The organism is Streptomyces sp. CA-106110, from assembly GCF_050936285.1.
Lineage (GTDB): Bacteria > Actinomycetota > Actinomycetes > Streptomycetales > Streptomycetaceae > Streptomyces.
On record NZ_JBNJNB010000001.1, the window covers coordinates 6,860,951 to 6,877,729 of the forward strand.

Genomic DNA, 16,779 nt, shown 5'->3' on the forward strand with positions numbered 1-16,779 from the left:
CGACGGCTGCTTCTCGTGGCCCGATTGCCGGGCGGCAGGAGGAATCTTGACGGCGTATTGATGCCGCGGCCCGTTGATTCTGTGTGCCGCGCGGCGTTGGATCTTCTGTGCCCGTGCGGGGGTACGGGCGTAGGGGGCGGGGCGATGGCTGAGGGGGAGCGCCTGGGCTGTTCGGCGCCCGAGGGCCGGTGTTCCGCGTATCGGCGGACCGGATGTGAAGCCGGGGCGTCTTTGTCCCACAGCGCCTCCGCGGGATCTCGGCCTTGGGCCGCGATGCCTCTCACCCGCTGCGAGGGATCGCAGGCGGCCACATGTTCCCGACGCCGCACGCCGGCGTCCTTGGACCACGGAGCCAGGCCTTCGACCGGCCGCGGCACTCCGGCGCCGGCAGAGGCCGGGCGGGGACGCCCGGAACACCGCCGGTCAGCTCTGTGTGCCGAGCGTCGTCGCTCGTCCGGCCCGCCGACCAGAGGGTCTCCGCTCGAGGGGCTGTCCCGCCGTCGGCCGAAGCCGTCCGCCACCCTTGCCGCCCGGCTGTTGAAAGGATTCCGCGCATGACGTCCGGCTCGGAAGTGACCTACCGTCCCCGCAGCAGGGGAGTTCTGTGGCCCTGCGTCGCGCTCGGGGCGGCCGGGGCTGGTCTGGCCGTGGCGGGCATTGCGCGCTGGGGCGAGGTCCCGCACGTGTGGGTGTACATCGGGCTGTCCGTTGCGGTGGTGGGCATCGCGTCGCTCTTAGCGGTCACCGCCCGGGTCGACGCCGACACGTACGGCCTGCGCTTCCGAACGTTGCTGCACCGACGGAGCGTTCCCTGGCGTGACATCGCCGATTTCCGCGTACGCTTGTACCACAAGAACATCGGCAGCGCCCGGGAGACCCGCGGCGTCATCCTGGTGCTGCGGGACGGGCACAAGCGGCTCCTTCCGCTGCCGCGCAGCTCGTCGCCCGACGACCAGGACTTCGACGCACGGGTGGAGGCGCTCCGCGCGCTGCACCGCCGCTACGGAACCCCGGAGTCGGGCCACCTGGTGGTCGTCTCGAACCGCACCGCCGGGCGCGGCTGGGTGGGTTCGCTGAGCCTGTGCGCGCTGCTGCTCGCCGGCGCGGGCCTGTCCGCGTGGTTCGCGCCGGCCGCCGCGTCGTACCAGCACGAGTGGAGGTCCGCCACCCCGTGCACCGCCGCGACACCCGCCGCGCAGCGCGGCGAGTGCCTGACGACCATTCCGGCCAGGATCGCCCGGACCGAGGCCCACCGCCCCAAGAAGTACAGCTGGCTGTACTTCACCGACGGCAGGCCGCTGGAGCGCCTGGAGGTCTCCTACGAGGCGGCCCAGGACTTCCAGGCCGGAGACGCCGTCGAACTGACCGTATGGCGCCACCATGTGATGAAGGTCGCCGGAGCGGGCCACGTGTGGAACAGGCATGTCCCTGCCCCCGGGGACATGTCCGTCCTCGCCGCCGTGCTGGCCCTCGCCGCGGGCTGCCCAGGAGCCCTGGTGCTGCTGCGCCTGCGCGGGCGCCGACTGCCCGACGACGAGGTCCTTCCGTCGGCCCTCCCGTTCGCGGGCGCCCTCGCCGGTACCGCCCTGTGGCTGCTGCCCCTGTGCTACCTCCACCCCACGACGTTGCTCTCCTCGCACGTGGCGATCGGCTGGGAGGCCGCCGGCTCACTGGTCTCACTGGCCTTCTTCGTGTGGGCCTGGCGAGCCACCCGGATCCGTGCGCCCGAAGCGGTCACGGCGGCCGCCCGGCCCGTCAAGGAAGAGCACGAGGTGCTCCTGGCCGCGCGCTTCCTGGAGCACACCGACTACAACCCGCACGGCTTCGGCACCCACATAGTCCTCGGCGACGGCTCCCCCGCGGTGATCCCCCACTCCGGTCCGGGCCGGTTCGCGGCGAAGCGGATTCCGGTGGAGCGGCTCACCGTCAAGAACGTGCGACGCGCCCGCGGCAGCGAGGGCGACATCGTCCCCAGCAGCTGGCACATCGCCGAACTCGACGACGCGGGCGAGCCGGTCCGCCTCGCGGCCGCCCCCGCAGACCTGACCCGCATCATCCGCGAGCTGCGCCCTGCCCCGGCTCAGTGAACAGCGCGGCACGAGCGATGACGGCTGAGGCGTAGAGCGTCGGTGGGCCCTTCCCGATCCGGCAAGGGCCCACTCACCTCAGTACCGCCCCTACTCGGCACCGCCACCGGCTCTTCAGCCGCCCACGATGGAGATCTGCTTCTTCTCCATCGGGTGCTCGTCGGCGTACCGCACCAGCTCCAGGAACCTGGAGTCGGCGACGGCCGCCAGAAGTTCCTCGTTGGTGACGGGAGCGGAGGCCCTGGCTTTCGCGTCCGGGACGACTTCGAGCGCGACGTCACTGTGCCCGTAGGAGAAATGGACCTCGGTGGCCGTGGTCCCGGTCGAGTCGGCGACCGTGCTGAGCGAGGTCGCCGTGATGCCGCCCGGCAGGATGGCTTGCGCACAGCTTCCGCCCTTCACGGCAAGAGCAGCCGAGAGGCAGGGCCGCGCGCCGGAACCGTCGCCGGAGGGCCGTACGGAGAAGATGACGGGGAAGACCTTCCCGTCCTTGGTCTCGGCCTGATACCGCGACACGGCGAGGTCGACAGGCCGGATCAGGCCGACGGTGTCCGGCAGCAGTTCGTCGAGGAGGACTGCCGCCTGTTGCTGGAACCGCGCGCGCCGTTTCCGCTCGGCGGGCGGCAGTTGGGCCATCGCCCGTTCGTCGTCGCTCGTGGGCTCGACATGGACCGGCGTGCGGTAGGGCTCCGGCTCCTTGACCGACTCGTGCGGCGAGGGTGTGGCGCTCGTCGCGGGACGGACGGTCGTCGGGGTGCCGCCCCCGGCCGGCAGCGTCAGGGAACCGAACACCACCGCCCCGGCCACACAGGCGATCCCGGCGGCCAGCGCGAGACGGGCGCGCGCCTTGCGGCGTCGGCCCTGGGCGATCGCGGCGGGCACCAGGTCGAGCGAGGGCGGGAGTTCCGCCACCGTACGCTCCATCTCATCCCTGACCAGCAGGGCGCTGCGGCGGTCTTCTTCGGACATGTTGGCTGTCATGGCGGTTCCTCAGCTCCCCGTGGCGTAGATGTGGGCCTCGCCCAGTTGGGCGCGCAGCTTGGCAAGGGAGCGTGAGCACTGGCTCTTGACCGTGGACTCGCTGCACTTCAACAGTTCGGCGACGGACTCGACGCTCTGGTCCTCCCAGTACCGCAGCACGACCATGGCCCGCGCCCTGGGCGGCAGCCCGGCGAGTGCCGACATCAGCGTCACGCGCAGATCGGTGCGGTCGGGGGCGGGCCGGGGACCGGGACGAGCGTGCGCCAGCAGGTCCCGCAGCCGGCGCCGGCGCTCGGCCAGATAGGTGCGGGCCAGCACGGTCCTGGCATAAGCCTCGATGTGGTCGGCGGTACTCGCCCGGCGCCAGTGCTGGAACAGCTTGGCGAGCGTGGTCTGCGTCAGGTCCCGGGCGGTGTCCGGGTCCCCGCACAGCAGGTACGCGGTCCGGTACAACCGTCTCTGGCTCGCCAGTGCGAAGGCCTCGAAGCTCTCGGGCGCCTGGGACACCTGTGGCGCTTCGGAGCTCCGGCCGTTCTCCGGCATCTGCACTCCTTTCCAGGCTCTGTCTACGGCCCTGTCCTGTCACCCCTCTTCAGAGCGCTGCCGCACCCTAAAGGTTGAAACCGGATTCGCCCTCGTCCACGCGTGCCCCGGCTCGCAACGGCGGACGGTGTCCTCGGGGCCCCAGGGGCGGTGGGCATCGGGCGTCGCCGCGACCGGCCCGCAGCGATCACGGACTCGGGACCTTCGCAGTCATCCCGGCGACGGACCCCGTCGAGTCTGTCCGCTGTATATGACTCCTCGTCACTTACTCTGACGCCGTCACACAGCGAGGGGTCAGGTGAGCAACGTGAACGAGAGACCGGGAAGACCGCGTCTTCACCTCGTGCTCGGTGGAGCACTGATCGCCGTGCTCGTCCTGCAGTCGGCTTCGCTCGTCGCCCAGCAGATGCAGATCGACGATCTTCACACGAGGCCCGGCCCCTCTGGTCCGCCCGGCCCCTCCGGTCCCGAAGGCCCCCGCGGGTTGGAAGGCAAGGACGGGAAGGACGGGAAGGACGGGAGGGAAGGGAGAGACGGCAGGGAAGGTCAGGACGGCCGGGACGGGCGGGAAGGCAGGGACGGTACGGGCGGCAAGGATGGTACGAACGGCAAGGATGGTACGAACGGCATGAACGGCAAGGACGCCACCGCCAAACCGTCGCCGACCGAGTCCGCCGGCCACCGCGGGGGCGCCGCGAACAGGGCCCTCCCGGCCGACCCCTTCAGCCCGGGCGAGCCGACGTTCGACCCTTGCGTGACCGAACAGGGATACGCGCAGCCGCCGACGGCGACGCCCGCTGGGCCGCAGGACCAGCGCGACTGCCCACCTGGTGGGTCGGCACCGCGCCCGGAGCGGGGAGCCGAGCCGGAGCCGTCCGGTTTATGAGTGCCCTGCCGGACCTCTGGTGAATGTCACCGGCACGGGTGCGTCCGGCGGGCGTGCGGCGGGATCGGGCACGCAGATCGGCACGCTGCCGTCCCTGAAGGCCGTCCCGGGCGTGCGGCGGCCTTCAGCGCTCTCGCGGCCTGGGTGTCATCGGTAGTCCTCCGGGTGGCCCTGCATCCATGAGTTGATCTTGTCGCGCGTTCCGGTGAGCAGGCCCTGGTGCCTCTTGAGGCTCGCGAAGGAGGTGTCGTCGCCCAGTTTGGCCCGCAGTCTCGCGATCCATGCGAGGGGTTTAGCGAAGTGTCCGGCACCCTGGGGGTCCGCTTTCATCGCCTCGTCGAGGCTGCTGAGTTCGTCGCGCACGCGGCCCAGGAAGTATTCGCAGTTGCCCGGGGTCGTGCATCCGTCGTTGTAGGTGGCCTGAAGCCGGGCGAACACATCGCGGACCTTCTCGACGCCCGGAGACGGTTCGCCCGTGCTCTCGGGGGTCGGCTCCTCGGTCGCGGTGGCCGATGCTGTGCTGCGGACACCGTGGCCGGGAGTCTGCCCGTCGCTCGACGTTTCAGCCGGGCTGCCCGAGCAGGAGAGCAGGAACGAGGCCAGGGTCACGACGAGTATGGATGCACCGAAGGTGTGCCGTGCGCGCATGTCGATCATGCCCGTACGACTCCTCAGCGGGCGCAAAAGTTGTGCCCCGCATCAACTGCCGGGCCGATCGTGGCGCGAGTCGGCGCGGGTTCAAGTCCCGTACTCACCAAGGCTTTCGTGAGGTCAGGGCCGGTGACCCGGCGCTTTCCCGGGCTGCGTGCGGGAACGCGTCACTCGCCGACCGGACCGATGAACGTCCCCGGGTGGGTCGCGCCGTCCTGCTTCAGGACGGCGCCGAACCGCCAGGGCAGGTCGTAGGAGGTGCGCTGGTTCGGTGCGGTGATGACCACCGTGGTCGGACTGAACGCGCCGGAGTCACCGCTCTGCGAGACCAGATAGGTGATGGTGAAGTGGGCGGACGCCCCGCTCGACACGGTGACCTTGTGCGGGGCGGTGCCCTCGCGCATCAGCGACCACTGCTCACCGCTGTTGACCAGGTCGACGCCCGGGAAGCCGTACATCGAGCAGGCGTGCCCACTCTTGTTGGTGAGCGCCACGGTGGCCTGCATCTGGCCGCTGCCCCCGGAAGGGGCCGTCTTGGTGCCCGCCCAGGCGTAGCCGAGCTGGGAGGCCTGGCAGGCGGGTACCGAGCCACTGGCCGCCGTGCCGGTGCCGGTGCCGGTGGCGCCGCCCTTGCTCCCCGTGGAGCCGGCCGAACCGGTGGAGGCCGCCGACGGTGCGGAGGCGGTGCCGCCTCCCGTGGTGGTGTCCTTGGTGGCGGAGTCGCCGGGTGCGGGGGCGGCGTTGCCGGAGACGGCCTTCGGCGGGGTGCCGTCGCCGTTGCAGGCGGTGAGCAGGGCCATCAGGACGGCGGCGCCCGTCAGGGCCACGGCGCTCTTGCGGAGGCGAAGGTTCGCACGACGGTTCGACATGGGGTCCCCCAGGGATTCGTGGTCCGGTCTTCGGTCCGGCTCTTTTGCCGGACACTCCATGTGATGTGGCCCTCTGCGGGGAAGTTCGAAGATCGCTGTCACGGGCCCGTCGCGGGTGTGTCACGTCTGTCACGAGGAGTGTCACGAGCCCGTGACACGTGGTCAGGCCAGCGCCTCTTGGCGGCAGGCAGCAGCACTGGACACGTGAGGAAGCCACGCAGTCGGCGGGTCCGGACGCGGGACGAGATGCTCGTCCCGCGTGTTCCGTCCTCCCGTCAGATGACGGTCACCGTGAGGACCGTGGTGTAGGTACCGGGTGTCGTGGAGGTCGGGGCGTCGAGGTCGAGCGTCGCCCCGAGACCCGCGGTGCCGGGGCCGATCCCGGTGGCCAGGGTCCGGGGGTTCTTCAACCCACTGCCGTTGCCGGGGACGAGCGGGGCGCCTGCCGTGACGGTCTGGACATTGCCGCGGTCGACGACGGCGGGGGTCCAGGTCAGGCTGGCCGCGTCGATGGTGCCGCCGGCGGAATCCGTGAAGTCGCCGACCTGGCCGGAGGCCGTCCAGCCGACGTTGCCGGGGCGGCTGTCGGTGACGGTGATGGGGCTCATCTGCCCTGAGGTGTGGAGGTACGCGCCCGACGGGTCGAGCACCGGACTGGGCAGCATGATGTGCTCGTCGCCCGCGATCGAGATCGCCAGCGCCCCAGGCTCGAGCGTTGTCCTGATCGACTCCGTCCAGCCTCCCGGGATGTCGCACGACGGGCTGCCCACCCGGTCGCACTCCTGCGGCTGCGGAACGTCCTGGAGCTCGGCGGCGGACGAGGTGGCGCAGCCCGACGTGTCGACCTCGCTGAGCGAGGATCCGGGAATGCGGGACATGACGTCGAGGCCGCTTCGGACCAGATCGGGCGGCAGCGGTGCGTAGCCCAGGCCGCTCTGTGAACCCTGGTGGCACAGCGCATAGGAGGCGAACGAGCTGAGCGACTGCCCCTTCGCCGTGGTGAATGTGCCGCCCGTCGTGGTCGGGACGATCAGATAGCTGACGAGCGGAAGTGGATAGGTCCGCGGATCCGGATTGCTGTAGGCAGCGCTGAGACCGACGGGGCCGGACGGGTCGGACGGGGCTGAGGAGAGCCCGATCGCCACGGCGCCGGCGCTGGGGGCTGCGTAATATCCCGCGCGGTTCAGCAGTTCGGCGGTCGGGTCCTGGGCCCATGTCGAGCCGGCGCCCGCAACCGGCGTTCCGGCCGCGTGGGCGGGGGAGGCACCGCCCATGGCGACGAGGAACACCGCTGTCGCCGTGGCAGCGGCGCCCCTGGACCAGCGCCGAAGCCGTGCCCGTGGGGAGTTCCCCCGTAGTGCCGGCACGCGCGGTCGCGTCATCGTCCCCCCTTGTGGTGAAGCACGATGCCCGTGCCCGTACTGCGTCGAGGGCCACCCCCTGGACCTCGACCGCATCGCGCAAGGGTGCATTCGTCGCTGCAATCGAGGACGAAGGAAAGGTGAAGGACGAACGGCCGATACGCCAACTCCCCGGCAGAGAGGAGTTCACCTGCCTGCCGCCGTCAGCAGACCCCTCCAGACTGACGGGTACGACAGAAGAAGCCTGGGGCTTAGACCAGTTCGGACGCGACGGGCCCTGCCGCTGTCGGTGGTGTCGGCCGAATTCACGTAGTGGAGCCCATCACGGCAGGCCCCCGTGTCGGCGAGACCGCAGAACTACGTGGGCAATCAATAGCCAGCCACGGCGCGACCCGTTGGACACGTTCGTTGCGGGAGAGCCGGTTCGACACCGTTCACGTAGAGTCGCCAGTCGGACGTGGTGCCCACCACCTGCCTGCAGAGCTCGTGCCCGGAGGACGAAAATGACCTCGCAGCCCTACCTCACCGAACTCTTCTCACTGGAGGGCCGGGTCGCCCTTGTCACCGGCGGGAGTTCAGGGATCGGGCGGGCCATCGCTGGGGCCCTCGCCCACGCCGGGGCGAGGGTCGTGATCGTGGCGCGCAAGGAGAAGGAACTGGCCGCCGTGGTCGAGGAGTTGGTGGTCGACGGTTGCCAGGCGGCGTGGGTGAGTGCCGACCTGGGCACGCGCGACGGGGTACGGACGGCAGCTCGCGAGGCGGCGACGGTGTTCGGGGAGCCGGACATCCTCGTCAACTCTGCAGGCATCAACCTGCGCCCACCGCTGGGCGAGCTGACGGACGAGGTGTGGGACGCCACCATGGCGGTGAACCTGGAGGCCCCATATCTCCTCGGACAGTGCTTCGGCCCTGGCATGGCCGTGCGGGGCTTCGGACGGATCATCCACATCACCTCGCAGCAGGCCCACCGGGCCTTCGTCCAGAGCGGTGCGTACGGAGTGTCCAAGGGCGGCCTCGAGTCGCTGGCCCGCTCGCAGGCGGAGGCGTGGTCCCCGTACGGCGTCACCAGCAACACGCTGGTCCCCGGCTTTGTGATGACTCCGCTGAACGAGCGCCTGTCCGCCGATCCGGCCAAGGTGGCGGAGCTCGCCGCCCGGACGATGATCGGGCGCAACGGTCTGGCGGAGGACTTCGCGGGCGCGGCGGTGTTCCTGGCGAGCCGCGCATCCGCGTACATCACCGGCCAGTCGATCTTCATCGACGGCGGCCTCTCGGTCCACTGATGCGTGCAGCCGGTTCTGAGGGCAGTCCGAAAGGACGGGTCCCACAGCCTGGCCAAGCACGTGGAGATCGCACTCGGGAACTACGTGCGCGACTGCGGGGCGGGCCTGAAAGGGAGGGTCGCGCGATGCCTCGACGAGGCCGTTGACGTCGTACACCGACCCTGTCGGCCACCCGGCCCCGCACCTCTCTCAATCGGCCGGTGTCCGCCCGGCCTCACCCGGTAAAGTGGTGACCTTCGGTCGGCAGACGCCGTACGGAGTCCTCGAAGGCCGGGCACATCATGCATCTCGCCGACCGTCCCGCACGCCGCCGCCTCAGCGCCGCCCTGGACAACCTCGCCGTCACCTTCCGCGGTATGACAGCGCACCCGGACGAGAACAACTGCGAGTGTCACTGGGGCAGTTCGGAGGAGCTCTCCCTGTTGAAGACGCCGGACGTGGAGCTGGAGCCGGATCTTTTGTACCGGACCTGGCGGGCCATCGACTGGACCGATCACGCAGCCGTGCTGCGGCGCATCCTGCCGCAGTTCGCCACAGCTCTGGTCGCCGGTCGCGTGGAACCGCTGTTCGGACTCGAAGAGGCCGGGTACTCCTTCGCCCGCGGCCGCTGGCAGCAATGGCCTGACGAACACGCCGGTCCGGTACGCGAGTTTCTGCATGCCTGGTGGGAGCAGAGCCTCACCGATCCGGACGCGGTCGTCCCGGCGCACCAGGTCTTCGTGCTGTGTGCCGAGGCGTCCGGAACGCTCGGCCCCTGGCTTGCCGAATGGGAGAAGCAGACCGGGTACCTCAGCGACCGGCGTCTCGCCGAGGCGGCGGCGCAATGGGAGTACGAGCTTCTGGGGGACAGCGTCTCTGATTAGCTATGCGATCCTGAGTCGGATTGAGTTTCCGGGATCGTTTCCCACCGTGGTGGGGGGGCGTGGGCGTGGAGGTGGAATCCCGCGCCGAGTGCTGCCCCTTGTGGCCGGTGGCCGGTGGTGGGTGTGCTGGTCGTGTTCATGCCCTGGTGTCGGTGGGCTGCGCGGGGCAGCCGGGTCCGGTCCGTGTGAGCGTGTCCCTCCGGACGCTGGCCGGCACGACCGTGAGGCCGTGCTGGGGAGGGTGCCCTGCGTCGCCTGGGCGCGGGGCGTGTGGAACGTGGCCGGGTGGGGCCGGTCTTGGTCCGGTCCTTCCGGCTGGTCTTGGGAGTCGGTGTGAGGACGGCGTTCGCTTCGAGGTTGTCGAGGACCGTCCGGATCGCCATGTGGCCGCTGGTGTGGTCGGTAACGGTCGTGGCCTGGTGGGCCAGGCCGCGGGCTGCGATTCGTCGCCAGGCACCGTGGTCGCGGTCGCCCTGCCAACGGTAGTCCTGGTGGGGGCAGATGGCCCATTTCCATCCCGCAAGGGTGGGCCGGTCGGGGGTTTTGCGGTGCCGCAGCGGGGTCAGGCAGTGCGGGCACAGTTTGGAGGTGTTGCGGGCCGGAACCGTGACGACGGCGATGCCCTGTTCGGTGGCGAGGTGCCGCATGCGGTCGGCGATCTGTCCGCGGACCTGCTGGGACAGGCGGGTGTTCAGGGTGCGGCCCATGCCCCCGGCTTCCATCGACCGCAGATCCTCGACATAGATCACCGTGGCCCCGGCGGCAATCGCCTGGTCGACGGCCCACCTGGCGGCAGCCCACGCAAGCGCGTCATTGAGGCTCGACCGGCGCTGCGAGACATGTTGGATCTCGCTGCGGAGCACGTCCAGCTTGGGGGCAAGCTGGTGGTCGTGGCCTGCGATCAGCCGTTCATACTGGTCGGCCTTGGTGTGCAGTCGCTCCGAGAGGCGGCGCAGGCGGTGCTGCTTGGCGAGCACACCGGCGGACCGGAACTGGCCGCCGGCACCGAGCGCGGTGATCCGCCCCTCGCCGTTCAGTTGCACGGCGCCCGCGCTGAGGAGCGTGTTCAGGCCCCAGTCCACGCCGAGCGCCACCGCATGACCAGTGCGGTGGGCCTTGGGAACGGCGTGGGTGTAGGCCAGGTCAGCGCGCACGGTGTCACCCGCGAGGCGAAGGGTGGGAAGGTGGAGCACCGCCGATGCCGGGACCGTCGGCGGCAAAGCGATGGGGCAGGCCACCCACGTCCAGTCCCGGTATGTCTGTGGGTCGGGGCGGGTGGGCAGCTGAAGCCGTAGCAGCGCCTGCCCGGTGCCGGTTTCGGAGCGTTCGATCGTGGCCTGCTGCCCGTCGCATGCGGCGAGCAGCAGCAGGCGCGCCACCTTCGGGGCGCCTTCGAGTTCGAACACGTCCACGGGCAGACGGCCGTTGGCCTTGAGATACGTGGCGGCCTGCCGGGTGCGGGCCTTGATGATGCTGGACGGCAGATACTTTCCACCAGGGACCGCTGCGCGTACGGCGTCCCACTCGCTGGGAGTGCGCTTGCCCGGATCGATGGGCCACGTCGCCAGGACTCCGGCAGTCATCTCGGCACGCCACTTCGCCGAGCGCAGCGCCCGCCCGGCCTGCTCCTGGGCCATGCGCACGATCCGGTCGTTGACCTTCACGCCCTCGGGCGGGGCGGTACTCCAGCCCAGACGCCGCAGCGCCATCCACGCGTTCGACGGCAGTTTCCGACCGACCTCGTCCACGCCGGAGGCGAGTACCTTCACATCACGGCTGTTCCAACGCTCGGCGAGCACGACAGACACCATGCCCGCCACCAGGTCGCTTCACCAGCCGATGCGTTCGGCCAGCACGGCCTGGGTCAGGACTTCGCCCGTCTTCTCATCCACGCCGGTGCGCACAAGGGTGCGGGCGCACGCGGTGCGGGAGGTCTCACCGTGGGCGAGCTGCGGTTTCCGGCTCACTGGTGGCTACCGGCCTGGCATTGCCCGGACTCGGCCAGCAGGCGACGCCGGTTCTCAGCCGACCGCATCCCGTACAGGCGGCCTGCGAACGTGGTGACCAGCGACGCGAAGTCCTCAAGGAGTTCGTCCCGGTCGCCGAGCTTCTTTGGGTGCAGCACCTCAAGACGCGCGCCGTACACGGACAGCAGGTGCTTGAGCCAGCCGACACCAAACCGGGCGAGCCGGTCCTCGTGCGTGACCCGCACGACGGTCACCGAGCCGTCAGCAACGGCCCGCAGGAGCCGGCTCAGACCGGGCCGGTCCTCCCGCAGGCCAGAGGCCCGGTCACGGAAGACCTTGACGATCTCGCCGGTGGAGGTGACCCGCAGCTCCTTCTCCTGCGCCTGAAGCGAGGATTCCTGCCCGTGGGAGCCGGACACGCGCACGTACAGGCCCTCCAGGCGGACACGCTCGCCACCGGTGGAGACCTTCATCGCCTCCACATCGATCGAGGAGAACCGGCGCTCACGCCCGACCCAAGTCACCGGGATCTTGCCTGAGTCAGCCCAAAGACGAAGCGTCACGGGGTGAACACCCAAGCGTTTGGCGGCCTTTGAGAGTCGAAGAAGTTCCACACGATCACCGTACGATCACTGAGGAGCTCTAAGCAAATTGAGGCTCTCCTGCCGTATGCGTGGGTGCTGTGGCCTGGGCTGATACGTGAAACACGCCGCTTCCTGTGATCCTTGAGGTGTCTAGGCTCAAGTTTGATCAAGCAGAGAAACGGCGTGTCTGTCTTCAGCATATGGAAGCGGACCCTGACGGCGGAAAACACCGTGGTCGAGGGCGTCCGGATCGATGAGAACGAACAATGTGTGGTCGTGTCGGTACGGCCCGATGCCCGCCGTCGGCAGCGGTGCGGCCGGTGCGGACGGCCGGCGCCCTGGTTCGACGCGGGGCGGGGCCGGCGTCGGTGGCGAGACCTCGACCACGGCGTGATGCGGGTCTTCCTGGAGGCCGACGCGCCGCGGGTGGACTGCCGCCGACACGGGGTGACGGTGACGGCGGTGCCCTGGGCCCGTCACGGCACCGGACACACCTACGCCTTCGATCAGCAGGCCGCCTGGATGGCCTCGGAGTGCTCCAAGAGCGCCACCGCGCTGGGGCTCCCGAGCTTCTGTGGTGGGTTTCATGCTTCGGACGATACCTGGATTGGGCTTGACAGCCCAGTCCCGGACAGCGTTAACTCCAGGAGTGGGCCGACAAGCCCAAAGCGACCGTCGGCACCAACCCGTACGGGAGCCCGGCAGCACCGCGTACACGGCGCCTGCAGTGAACCCCGACACACAGAGAGAGCAAGAAGATGAGCGACAGCAAGCTGTCCAGCGAAGATCCACGTACCGGAGCAGGGAAGATCAACAAGCTCATCGCGCTCATCACGGCTGTGGTGGCTCTCCTGGTGGGTTCCGTGGCCTTGAGCTCCGGAGCATGGGGTGAGAGTCGCGAGCATGACTCCTCGGCACTCCGCCCGACGTCGTCTTACCCGCAGTCTCAGCCACCCGCTGGTTTTCGGTCCAAGTTCGCGGAAGTGAATGGCTTCCGTATGCACTACGTTCGGGGTGGTAAGGGTTCACCTGTGGTGATGATCCACGGGTTCCCCGAGGACTGGTCCGAGTGGCGCAAGGAGATGGTTCCGCTCTCCAAGAACCACACCGTGATCGCCGTCGACCTGCGTGGTGCCGGCCAGTCCCAGGTCACCAAGAGTGGCTACGACGCAGTGCAGTTGTCGAAGGACGTACATCAGCTGCTGACACAGCTGAAGCTCAACAACGGCGTCCAGGTGGTCGCCCACGACATCGGTATGTGGGTCGCCTACGGCTACGCGGCGCAGTACCGCTCGGAGGTACGGAGCATGGCTGTGATGGAAGCTCCCGTCCCGGACAAGAGCATCTACACCTACGCCGCGCTCAACGCCGACCCGAACAGGCCCTCGCCGTGGCACTTCGGCCTGTTCCAGATGCCTCTCGCTGAAAAGCTCATCGCCGGTCACGAGCGCGTCATCGTCCACGACATGATGCTTGAGTACGTGAACCGCGACAAGTCGCCGTTCACGGCGTCGGACTTCGACTACTACTCCCACTTCCTGAAGGAGCCCGGCCGTGCGACGGCCTGGATGAACGTCTACCGTGGGCTCCGCACGGATGTTCAGCAGAACAAGGAGTTCCTGGCCCAGGGCAAGCTGAAGATGCCCATTCTCGCGATCGGTGGTGAGTACTCCTTCGGTTCCGGAGTCCCCAACCAGTGGCACGAGTACGCCGAGGACGTCCAGGGACGAGTCCTAGCCAAGACCGGCCACTTCGTGAACGAGGAGAGGCCGAAGGAAGTGACCGCCGCACTGCAGTCCTTCCTGCAGAAGTAACTCTCACCATCCAGGGATGAGCAACGGCCATCCCCGCGGACGGCAAGGAACAGCTCCGTAGACAGGATCGCGTCGGTGGTCACGAAAGTCTCCACCGGCGCGATCCCGTGCCGCAACGGTCGAGGGACCGGATGAACAGGACGTGGTTCACCGCCCGGTCAGGCCCGAGGCCGCGGTCGCGGCCGGCCGGCTTCAGCTTCCCCTCTACCCCACACAATCTCCAGCGCACTGTTGCCCGGCAGTCCGGAAGCGGCATGGACATCAAGTACTCACTCAAGCAACACGGAAGGGTTGAACCCATGCCCCTGGCGCTTCTTGCTCTCGCCATCGGTGCCTTCGGCCTCGGAACCACGGAGTTCATCCCCACGGGATTGCTGCCCCAGATCGCCACCGACTTCCACATCAGCATTCCCACCGCCGGACTGCTGGTCACCGTCTACGCCCTCGGCGTCGTGTTCGGCTCCCCGCTGATGACCGCACTCGGCACGAAGATGTCCCGCAAGCGGATACTGCTGCTGCTGATGGCCCTGTTCGTCCTCGGTAACCTGCTGTCCGCGCTCGCCCCCAACTTCGGGCTGATGCTCGCCGGGCGCGTCGTCACCTCGCTCGCGCACGGCGCGTACTTCGGCATCGGCGTGGTCCTCGCCACCGAACTGGTCGCCCCGGAGAAGAAGGCCAACGCCATCGCCATCACGCTCACCGGCCTGACCGTCGCCAACGTCGTGGGCGTCCCGCTCGGTACCTACATCGGCCAGGCCGCCGGCTGGCGCGTCACCTTCACCCTTGTCGCCGCCCTCGGCGTGATCGCACTGCTCGCGCTGGCCAAATTCGTCCCCGCCATGCCCCGCCCCGAAGGCGTCCACCTGCGGCACGAGATCGCCGCCCTGCGCAACCCGCAGGTTCCCCTCGCGATGGCGATAACCGTGCTCGGCTTCGGCGGCGTCTTCGCCGCGATCACGTACATCGCCCCGATGATGACCCGGATCGCGGGCTTCTCCGAGGGCTCACTGACCTGGCTGCTGATCCTGCTCGGCATCGGCATGGTCATCGGCAACCTCGCCGGCGGCAGACTCGCCGACCGTGCGCTGATGCCGATGCTCTACGTCGCGCTCGGCGGACTGGCCGTGGTGCTGGCCTTGTTCACCTTCACCGCACACAACAAGATCCTCGCGGCGATCACCACCATGCTCGTCGGCGCGTTCGGGTTCGCCACCGTGCCACCACTGAACAAGCGTGTTCTCGACCAGGCCCACGGTGCCCCGACCCTGGCCTCCGCCCTCAACGTCGGTGCTTTCAACCTCGGCAACGCTCTGTCCGCGTGGCTCGGCGGCCTCGTTATCTCCGCCGGCTTCGGTTACACCGCCCCCAACTGGGTCGGCGCACTCATGGCCGCCGCCGCCCTCGGGCTCGCCTTGTGGTCCACCGCCCTGGAACGCCGCGGCCGACGCACCGCCGTGACCGCTGACCCCGGCCCGGCGCCGAGCCAGCTCACCAAGCGCTGAGCCGCTGTCGCACACGACGAGCCCTTCGAGGACCAGGCTCAGCACGCCGGTACCGGTGACACGAACCCGGTCCGGGAAGACGGTCCTGGCAGACAGAACACCAGTGCCCACAAGCGTGACGTCGCCCGTTGCGGAGCGGAAGCCCCACCCGCTGGACAACTGAGCAACCAGGAATAGGCCCCGGCCATTCTCGTCGGCGATGCGAGCATCGCGCAGGCGCGGGCAACACTTTCCGCTGTCAAAGACTTCGCAGGTCAGGACTTGGTGCTGGATGAGCCGTAGCCGGATCGGGCTGGCGCCGTGGTGGATGGCGTTGGTGACCAGTTCACTGACGACCAGCTCCGTGGTGGACACGAGATGCTCCAGTCCCCATTCACTGAGCTGACAGGCGGTCACATGGCGCGCGGTGCAGACGACGGCCGGGTCAGTCGGCAGCTCCCAGGAGGCGATCTGTGCCGCGCTGAGTGCGCGGGTCCGGACAAGGAGCAAGGTGACGTCGTCGGACGGTGCCTGAGTCGGCACGGTTTCCATCACCGAGGAACACAAGTCATCCAAGGACTGCTCAGGCTGCGCCAGGGCGGTGCCCAGTCGGTGCAGGCCGACGTCGATGTCCTCGTCACGGGACTCGACCAAGCCGTCCGTGAAGAACGCAAGCCGGCTTCGCTCGGGCAGCTCCAATTCTATGGCGTCGAAGGGAACCAGCCCGAGACCGAGGCCGAGCGGCGCCCCAGTGGGCAGGTCGGGGAAGGTGACCTGCCCCTGCGGGTCGATGATCGCGGGCGGGACGTGCCCGGCCCGTGCCATCGTGCACCGCCCCGTGACCGGGTCGTAGACGGCGTACAGACAGGTCGCGCCCACCACCGGGGCCTGGTCCGCGTCGCCGTCTTCCTCGGTCATCCGCCGGACGCTGGCATCGAGATGGCCCAGCAGCTCGTCGGGAGGCAGATCCAGGTCCGCGAGCGTGCGGACGGCGGTGCGGAGCCTGCCCATGGTCGATGCAGCATCAATGCCATGTCCGACCACATCCCCAACGACGAGGGCCACCCGGGCGCCGGACAGCCGGATCACGTCGAACCAGTCGCCAGCCACCCCTGCGTCCATGTCGGCTGGCAGGTAGCGCGAGGCCGCCTCCACCGCGACGCCGCCCCTCAAACAATGCGGGAGCAGGCTGCACTGCAGCGCGAGGGCTGTCGTCGCGTCGGATATCTCGCGGGGCTTCGGCGGTTCAGCGAATGCGGTTTGGTCGGTGGTCGCCATTCCGGTTCCCATCACGTGCGTAGGTGCGAGGGAAGCCGATCTTCAGGAGGTCGGGCAGCGTCGCGTGGTGACCTGCTACGAACAGCCAGTCGGCCCGTGATTCGCCTCGGTCGACGCGGATCGTTTCCTCC

Annotated in this window: 13 protein-coding genes and 3 pseudogenes; 7 read left to right on the forward strand and 9 right to left on the reverse strand. The window is 69.1% G+C overall.

Annotated elements, in window-relative coordinates; translation table 11 throughout:
- Positions 1-554 precede the first annotated feature (554 nt).
- On the forward strand, positions 555-2,087 hold the full coding sequence (locus tag ACQEXA_RS31605; RefSeq protein WP_433131764.1) for a PH domain-containing protein: 1,533 nt from the start codon (positions 555-557) through the stop codon (positions 2,085-2,087).
- A gap of 114 nt (positions 2,088-2,201) precedes the next feature.
- Here ACQEXA_RS31605 and ACQEXA_RS31610 read toward each other — a convergent pair whose 3' ends face one another.
- Complete coding sequence (locus ACQEXA_RS31610) at positions 2,202-3,068, reverse strand: hypothetical protein (RefSeq protein ID WP_432929206.1); 867 nt, start codon at positions 3,066-3,068, stop codon at positions 2,202-2,204.
- A gap of 9 nt (positions 3,069-3,077) precedes the next feature.
- Entirely contained in the window at positions 3,078-3,611 is a 534-nt protein-coding gene (locus ACQEXA_RS31615; RefSeq protein WP_433131766.1) for a SigE family RNA polymerase sigma factor, read from the reverse strand.
- A gap of 307 nt (positions 3,612-3,918) precedes the next feature.
- On the opposite strand from ACQEXA_RS31615, the gene ACQEXA_RS31620 reads away from it, so the two are divergent.
- Positions 3,919-4,497 (forward strand): hypothetical protein, encoded by a 579-nt coding sequence (locus ACQEXA_RS31620; protein ID WP_432929202.1) that lies wholly within the window; start codon positions 3,919-3,921, stop codon positions 4,495-4,497.
- A gap of 147 nt (positions 4,498-4,644) precedes the next feature.
- On the opposite strand, the gene ACQEXA_RS31625 is transcribed toward ACQEXA_RS31620, so the two are convergent.
- From ACQEXA_RS31625 to ACQEXA_RS31635, 3 genes are all read right to left on the reverse strand, one after another.
- Positions 4,645-5,154 carry a hypothetical protein gene (locus ACQEXA_RS31625; RefSeq protein ID WP_432929200.1) on the reverse strand — a complete coding sequence of 170 codons (510 nt, stop codon included), beginning with the start codon at positions 5,152-5,154 and terminating at the stop codon, positions 4,645-4,647.
- 161 nt (positions 5,155-5,315) lie between these two features.
- Positions 5,316-6,017: a DUF4232 domain-containing protein gene (locus ACQEXA_RS31630; protein WP_432929198.1), complete on the reverse strand. Its 702-nt coding sequence runs from the start codon at positions 6,015-6,017 to the stop codon at positions 5,316-5,318.
- 275 nt (positions 6,018-6,292) lie between these two features.
- Complete coding sequence (locus ACQEXA_RS31635; protein WP_432929196.1) at positions 6,293-7,399, reverse strand: hypothetical protein; 1,107 nt, start codon at positions 7,397-7,399, stop codon at positions 6,293-6,295.
- Between the two features lie 482 nt (positions 7,400-7,881).
- On the opposite strand from ACQEXA_RS31635, the gene ACQEXA_RS31640 reads away from it, so the two are divergent.
- Together ACQEXA_RS31640 and ACQEXA_RS31645 are read left to right on the forward strand one after the other, a co-directional pair.
- Positions 7,882-8,661 (forward strand): SDR family NAD(P)-dependent oxidoreductase, encoded by a 780-nt coding sequence (locus tag ACQEXA_RS31640; RefSeq protein WP_360993473.1) that lies wholly within the window; start codon positions 7,882-7,884, stop codon positions 8,659-8,661.
- Between the two features lie 281 nt (positions 8,662-8,942).
- A pseudogene (locus tag ACQEXA_RS31645) lies at positions 8,943-9,515 on the forward strand (hypothetical protein); the annotation flags it as partial.
- A 5-nt stretch (positions 9,516-9,520) separates the two neighbouring features.
- Here the strand turns inward: ACQEXA_RS31645 and ACQEXA_RS31650 are convergent.
- Genes ACQEXA_RS31650 through ACQEXA_RS31660 form a run of 3 tightly spaced genes read right to left on the reverse strand, consistent with a single transcriptional unit; the run spans position 9,521 to position 12,105 of the window.
- Positions 9,521-11,335, reverse strand: a complete 1,815-nt coding sequence (locus ACQEXA_RS31650; protein ID WP_433131768.1) for a zinc ribbon domain-containing protein — start codon at positions 11,333-11,335, stop codon at positions 9,521-9,523.
- A gap of 18 nt (positions 11,336-11,353) precedes the next feature.
- Complete coding sequence (locus tag ACQEXA_RS31655) at positions 11,354-11,491, reverse strand: hypothetical protein (RefSeq protein ID WP_432929191.1); 138 nt, start codon at positions 11,489-11,491, stop codon at positions 11,354-11,356.
- Positions 11,488-12,105, reverse strand: a complete 618-nt coding sequence (locus tag ACQEXA_RS31660; protein ID WP_433131770.1) for an IS607 family transposase — start codon at positions 12,103-12,105, stop codon at positions 11,488-11,490. The genes ACQEXA_RS31655 and ACQEXA_RS31660 overlap by 4 nt, the downstream gene beginning before the upstream one ends.
- Positions 12,106-12,258: 153 nt before the next feature.
- Between ACQEXA_RS31660 and ACQEXA_RS31665 the strand changes: the two are divergent.
- From ACQEXA_RS31665 to ACQEXA_RS31675, 3 genes and pseudogenes are all read left to right on the forward strand, one after another.
- A pseudogene (locus tag ACQEXA_RS31665) lies at positions 12,259-12,624 on the forward strand (transposase family protein); the annotation flags it as partial.
- 488 nt (positions 12,625-13,112) lie between these two features.
- A complete protein-coding gene (locus ACQEXA_RS31670; RefSeq protein WP_356006332.1) occupies positions 13,113-13,889 on the forward strand; it encodes an alpha/beta fold hydrolase in 777 nt (258 codons plus the stop codon).
- A 299-nt stretch (positions 13,890-14,188) separates the two neighbouring features.
- On the forward strand, positions 14,189-15,391 hold the full coding sequence (locus tag ACQEXA_RS31675; protein ID WP_433131772.1) for an MFS transporter: 1,203 nt from the start codon (positions 14,189-14,191) through the stop codon (positions 15,389-15,391).
- Between the two features lie 150 nt (positions 15,392-15,541).
- On the opposite strand, the pseudogene ACQEXA_RS31680 reads toward ACQEXA_RS31675, so the two are convergent.
- A pseudogene (locus ACQEXA_RS31680) lies at positions 15,542-16,660 on the reverse strand (ATP-binding SpoIIE family protein phosphatase); the annotation flags it as partial.
- Between the last annotated feature and the right edge of the window lie 119 nt (positions 16,661-16,779).

What these genes read in the sequence shown, in the direction of transcription:
- ACQEXA_RS31640 (WP_360993473.1), top strand. Translation starts at nt 7,882, where the DNA reads ATGACCTCGCAGCCCTACCTCACCGAACTCTTCTCACTGGAGGGCCGG.
- ACQEXA_RS31650 (WP_433131768.1), bottom strand. Translation starts at nt 11,335, where the DNA reads ATGGTGTCTGTCGTGCTCGCCGAGCGTTGGAACAGCCGTGATGTGAAG.
- ACQEXA_RS31675 (WP_433131772.1), top strand. Translation starts at nt 14,189, where the DNA reads ATGCCCCTGGCGCTTCTTGCTCTCGCCATCGGTGCCTTCGGCCTCGGA.
- ACQEXA_RS31605 (WP_433131764.1), top strand. Translation starts at nt 555, where the DNA reads ATGACGTCCGGCTCGGAAGTGACCTACCGTCCCCGCAGCAGGGGAGTT.
- ACQEXA_RS31625 (WP_432929200.1), bottom strand. Translation starts at nt 5,154, where the DNA reads ATGATCGACATGCGCGCACGGCACACCTTCGGTGCATCCATACTCGTC.
- ACQEXA_RS31630 (WP_432929198.1), bottom strand. Translation starts at nt 6,017, where the DNA reads ATGTCGAACCGTCGTGCGAACCTTCGCCTCCGCAAGAGCGCCGTGGCC.
- ACQEXA_RS31615 (WP_433131766.1), bottom strand. Translation starts at nt 3,611, where the DNA reads ATGCCGGAGAACGGCCGGAGCTCCGAAGCGCCACAGGTGTCCCAGGCG.
- ACQEXA_RS31635 (WP_432929196.1), bottom strand. Translation starts at nt 7,399, where the DNA reads ATGACGCGACCGCGCGTGCCGGCACTACGGGGGAACTCCCCACGGGCA.
- ACQEXA_RS31670 (WP_356006332.1), top strand. Translation starts at nt 13,113, where the DNA reads ATGATCCACGGGTTCCCCGAGGACTGGTCCGAGTGGCGCAAGGAGATG.
- ACQEXA_RS31610 (WP_432929206.1), bottom strand. Translation starts at nt 3,068, where the DNA reads ATGACAGCCAACATGTCCGAAGAAGACCGCCGCAGCGCCCTGCTGGTC.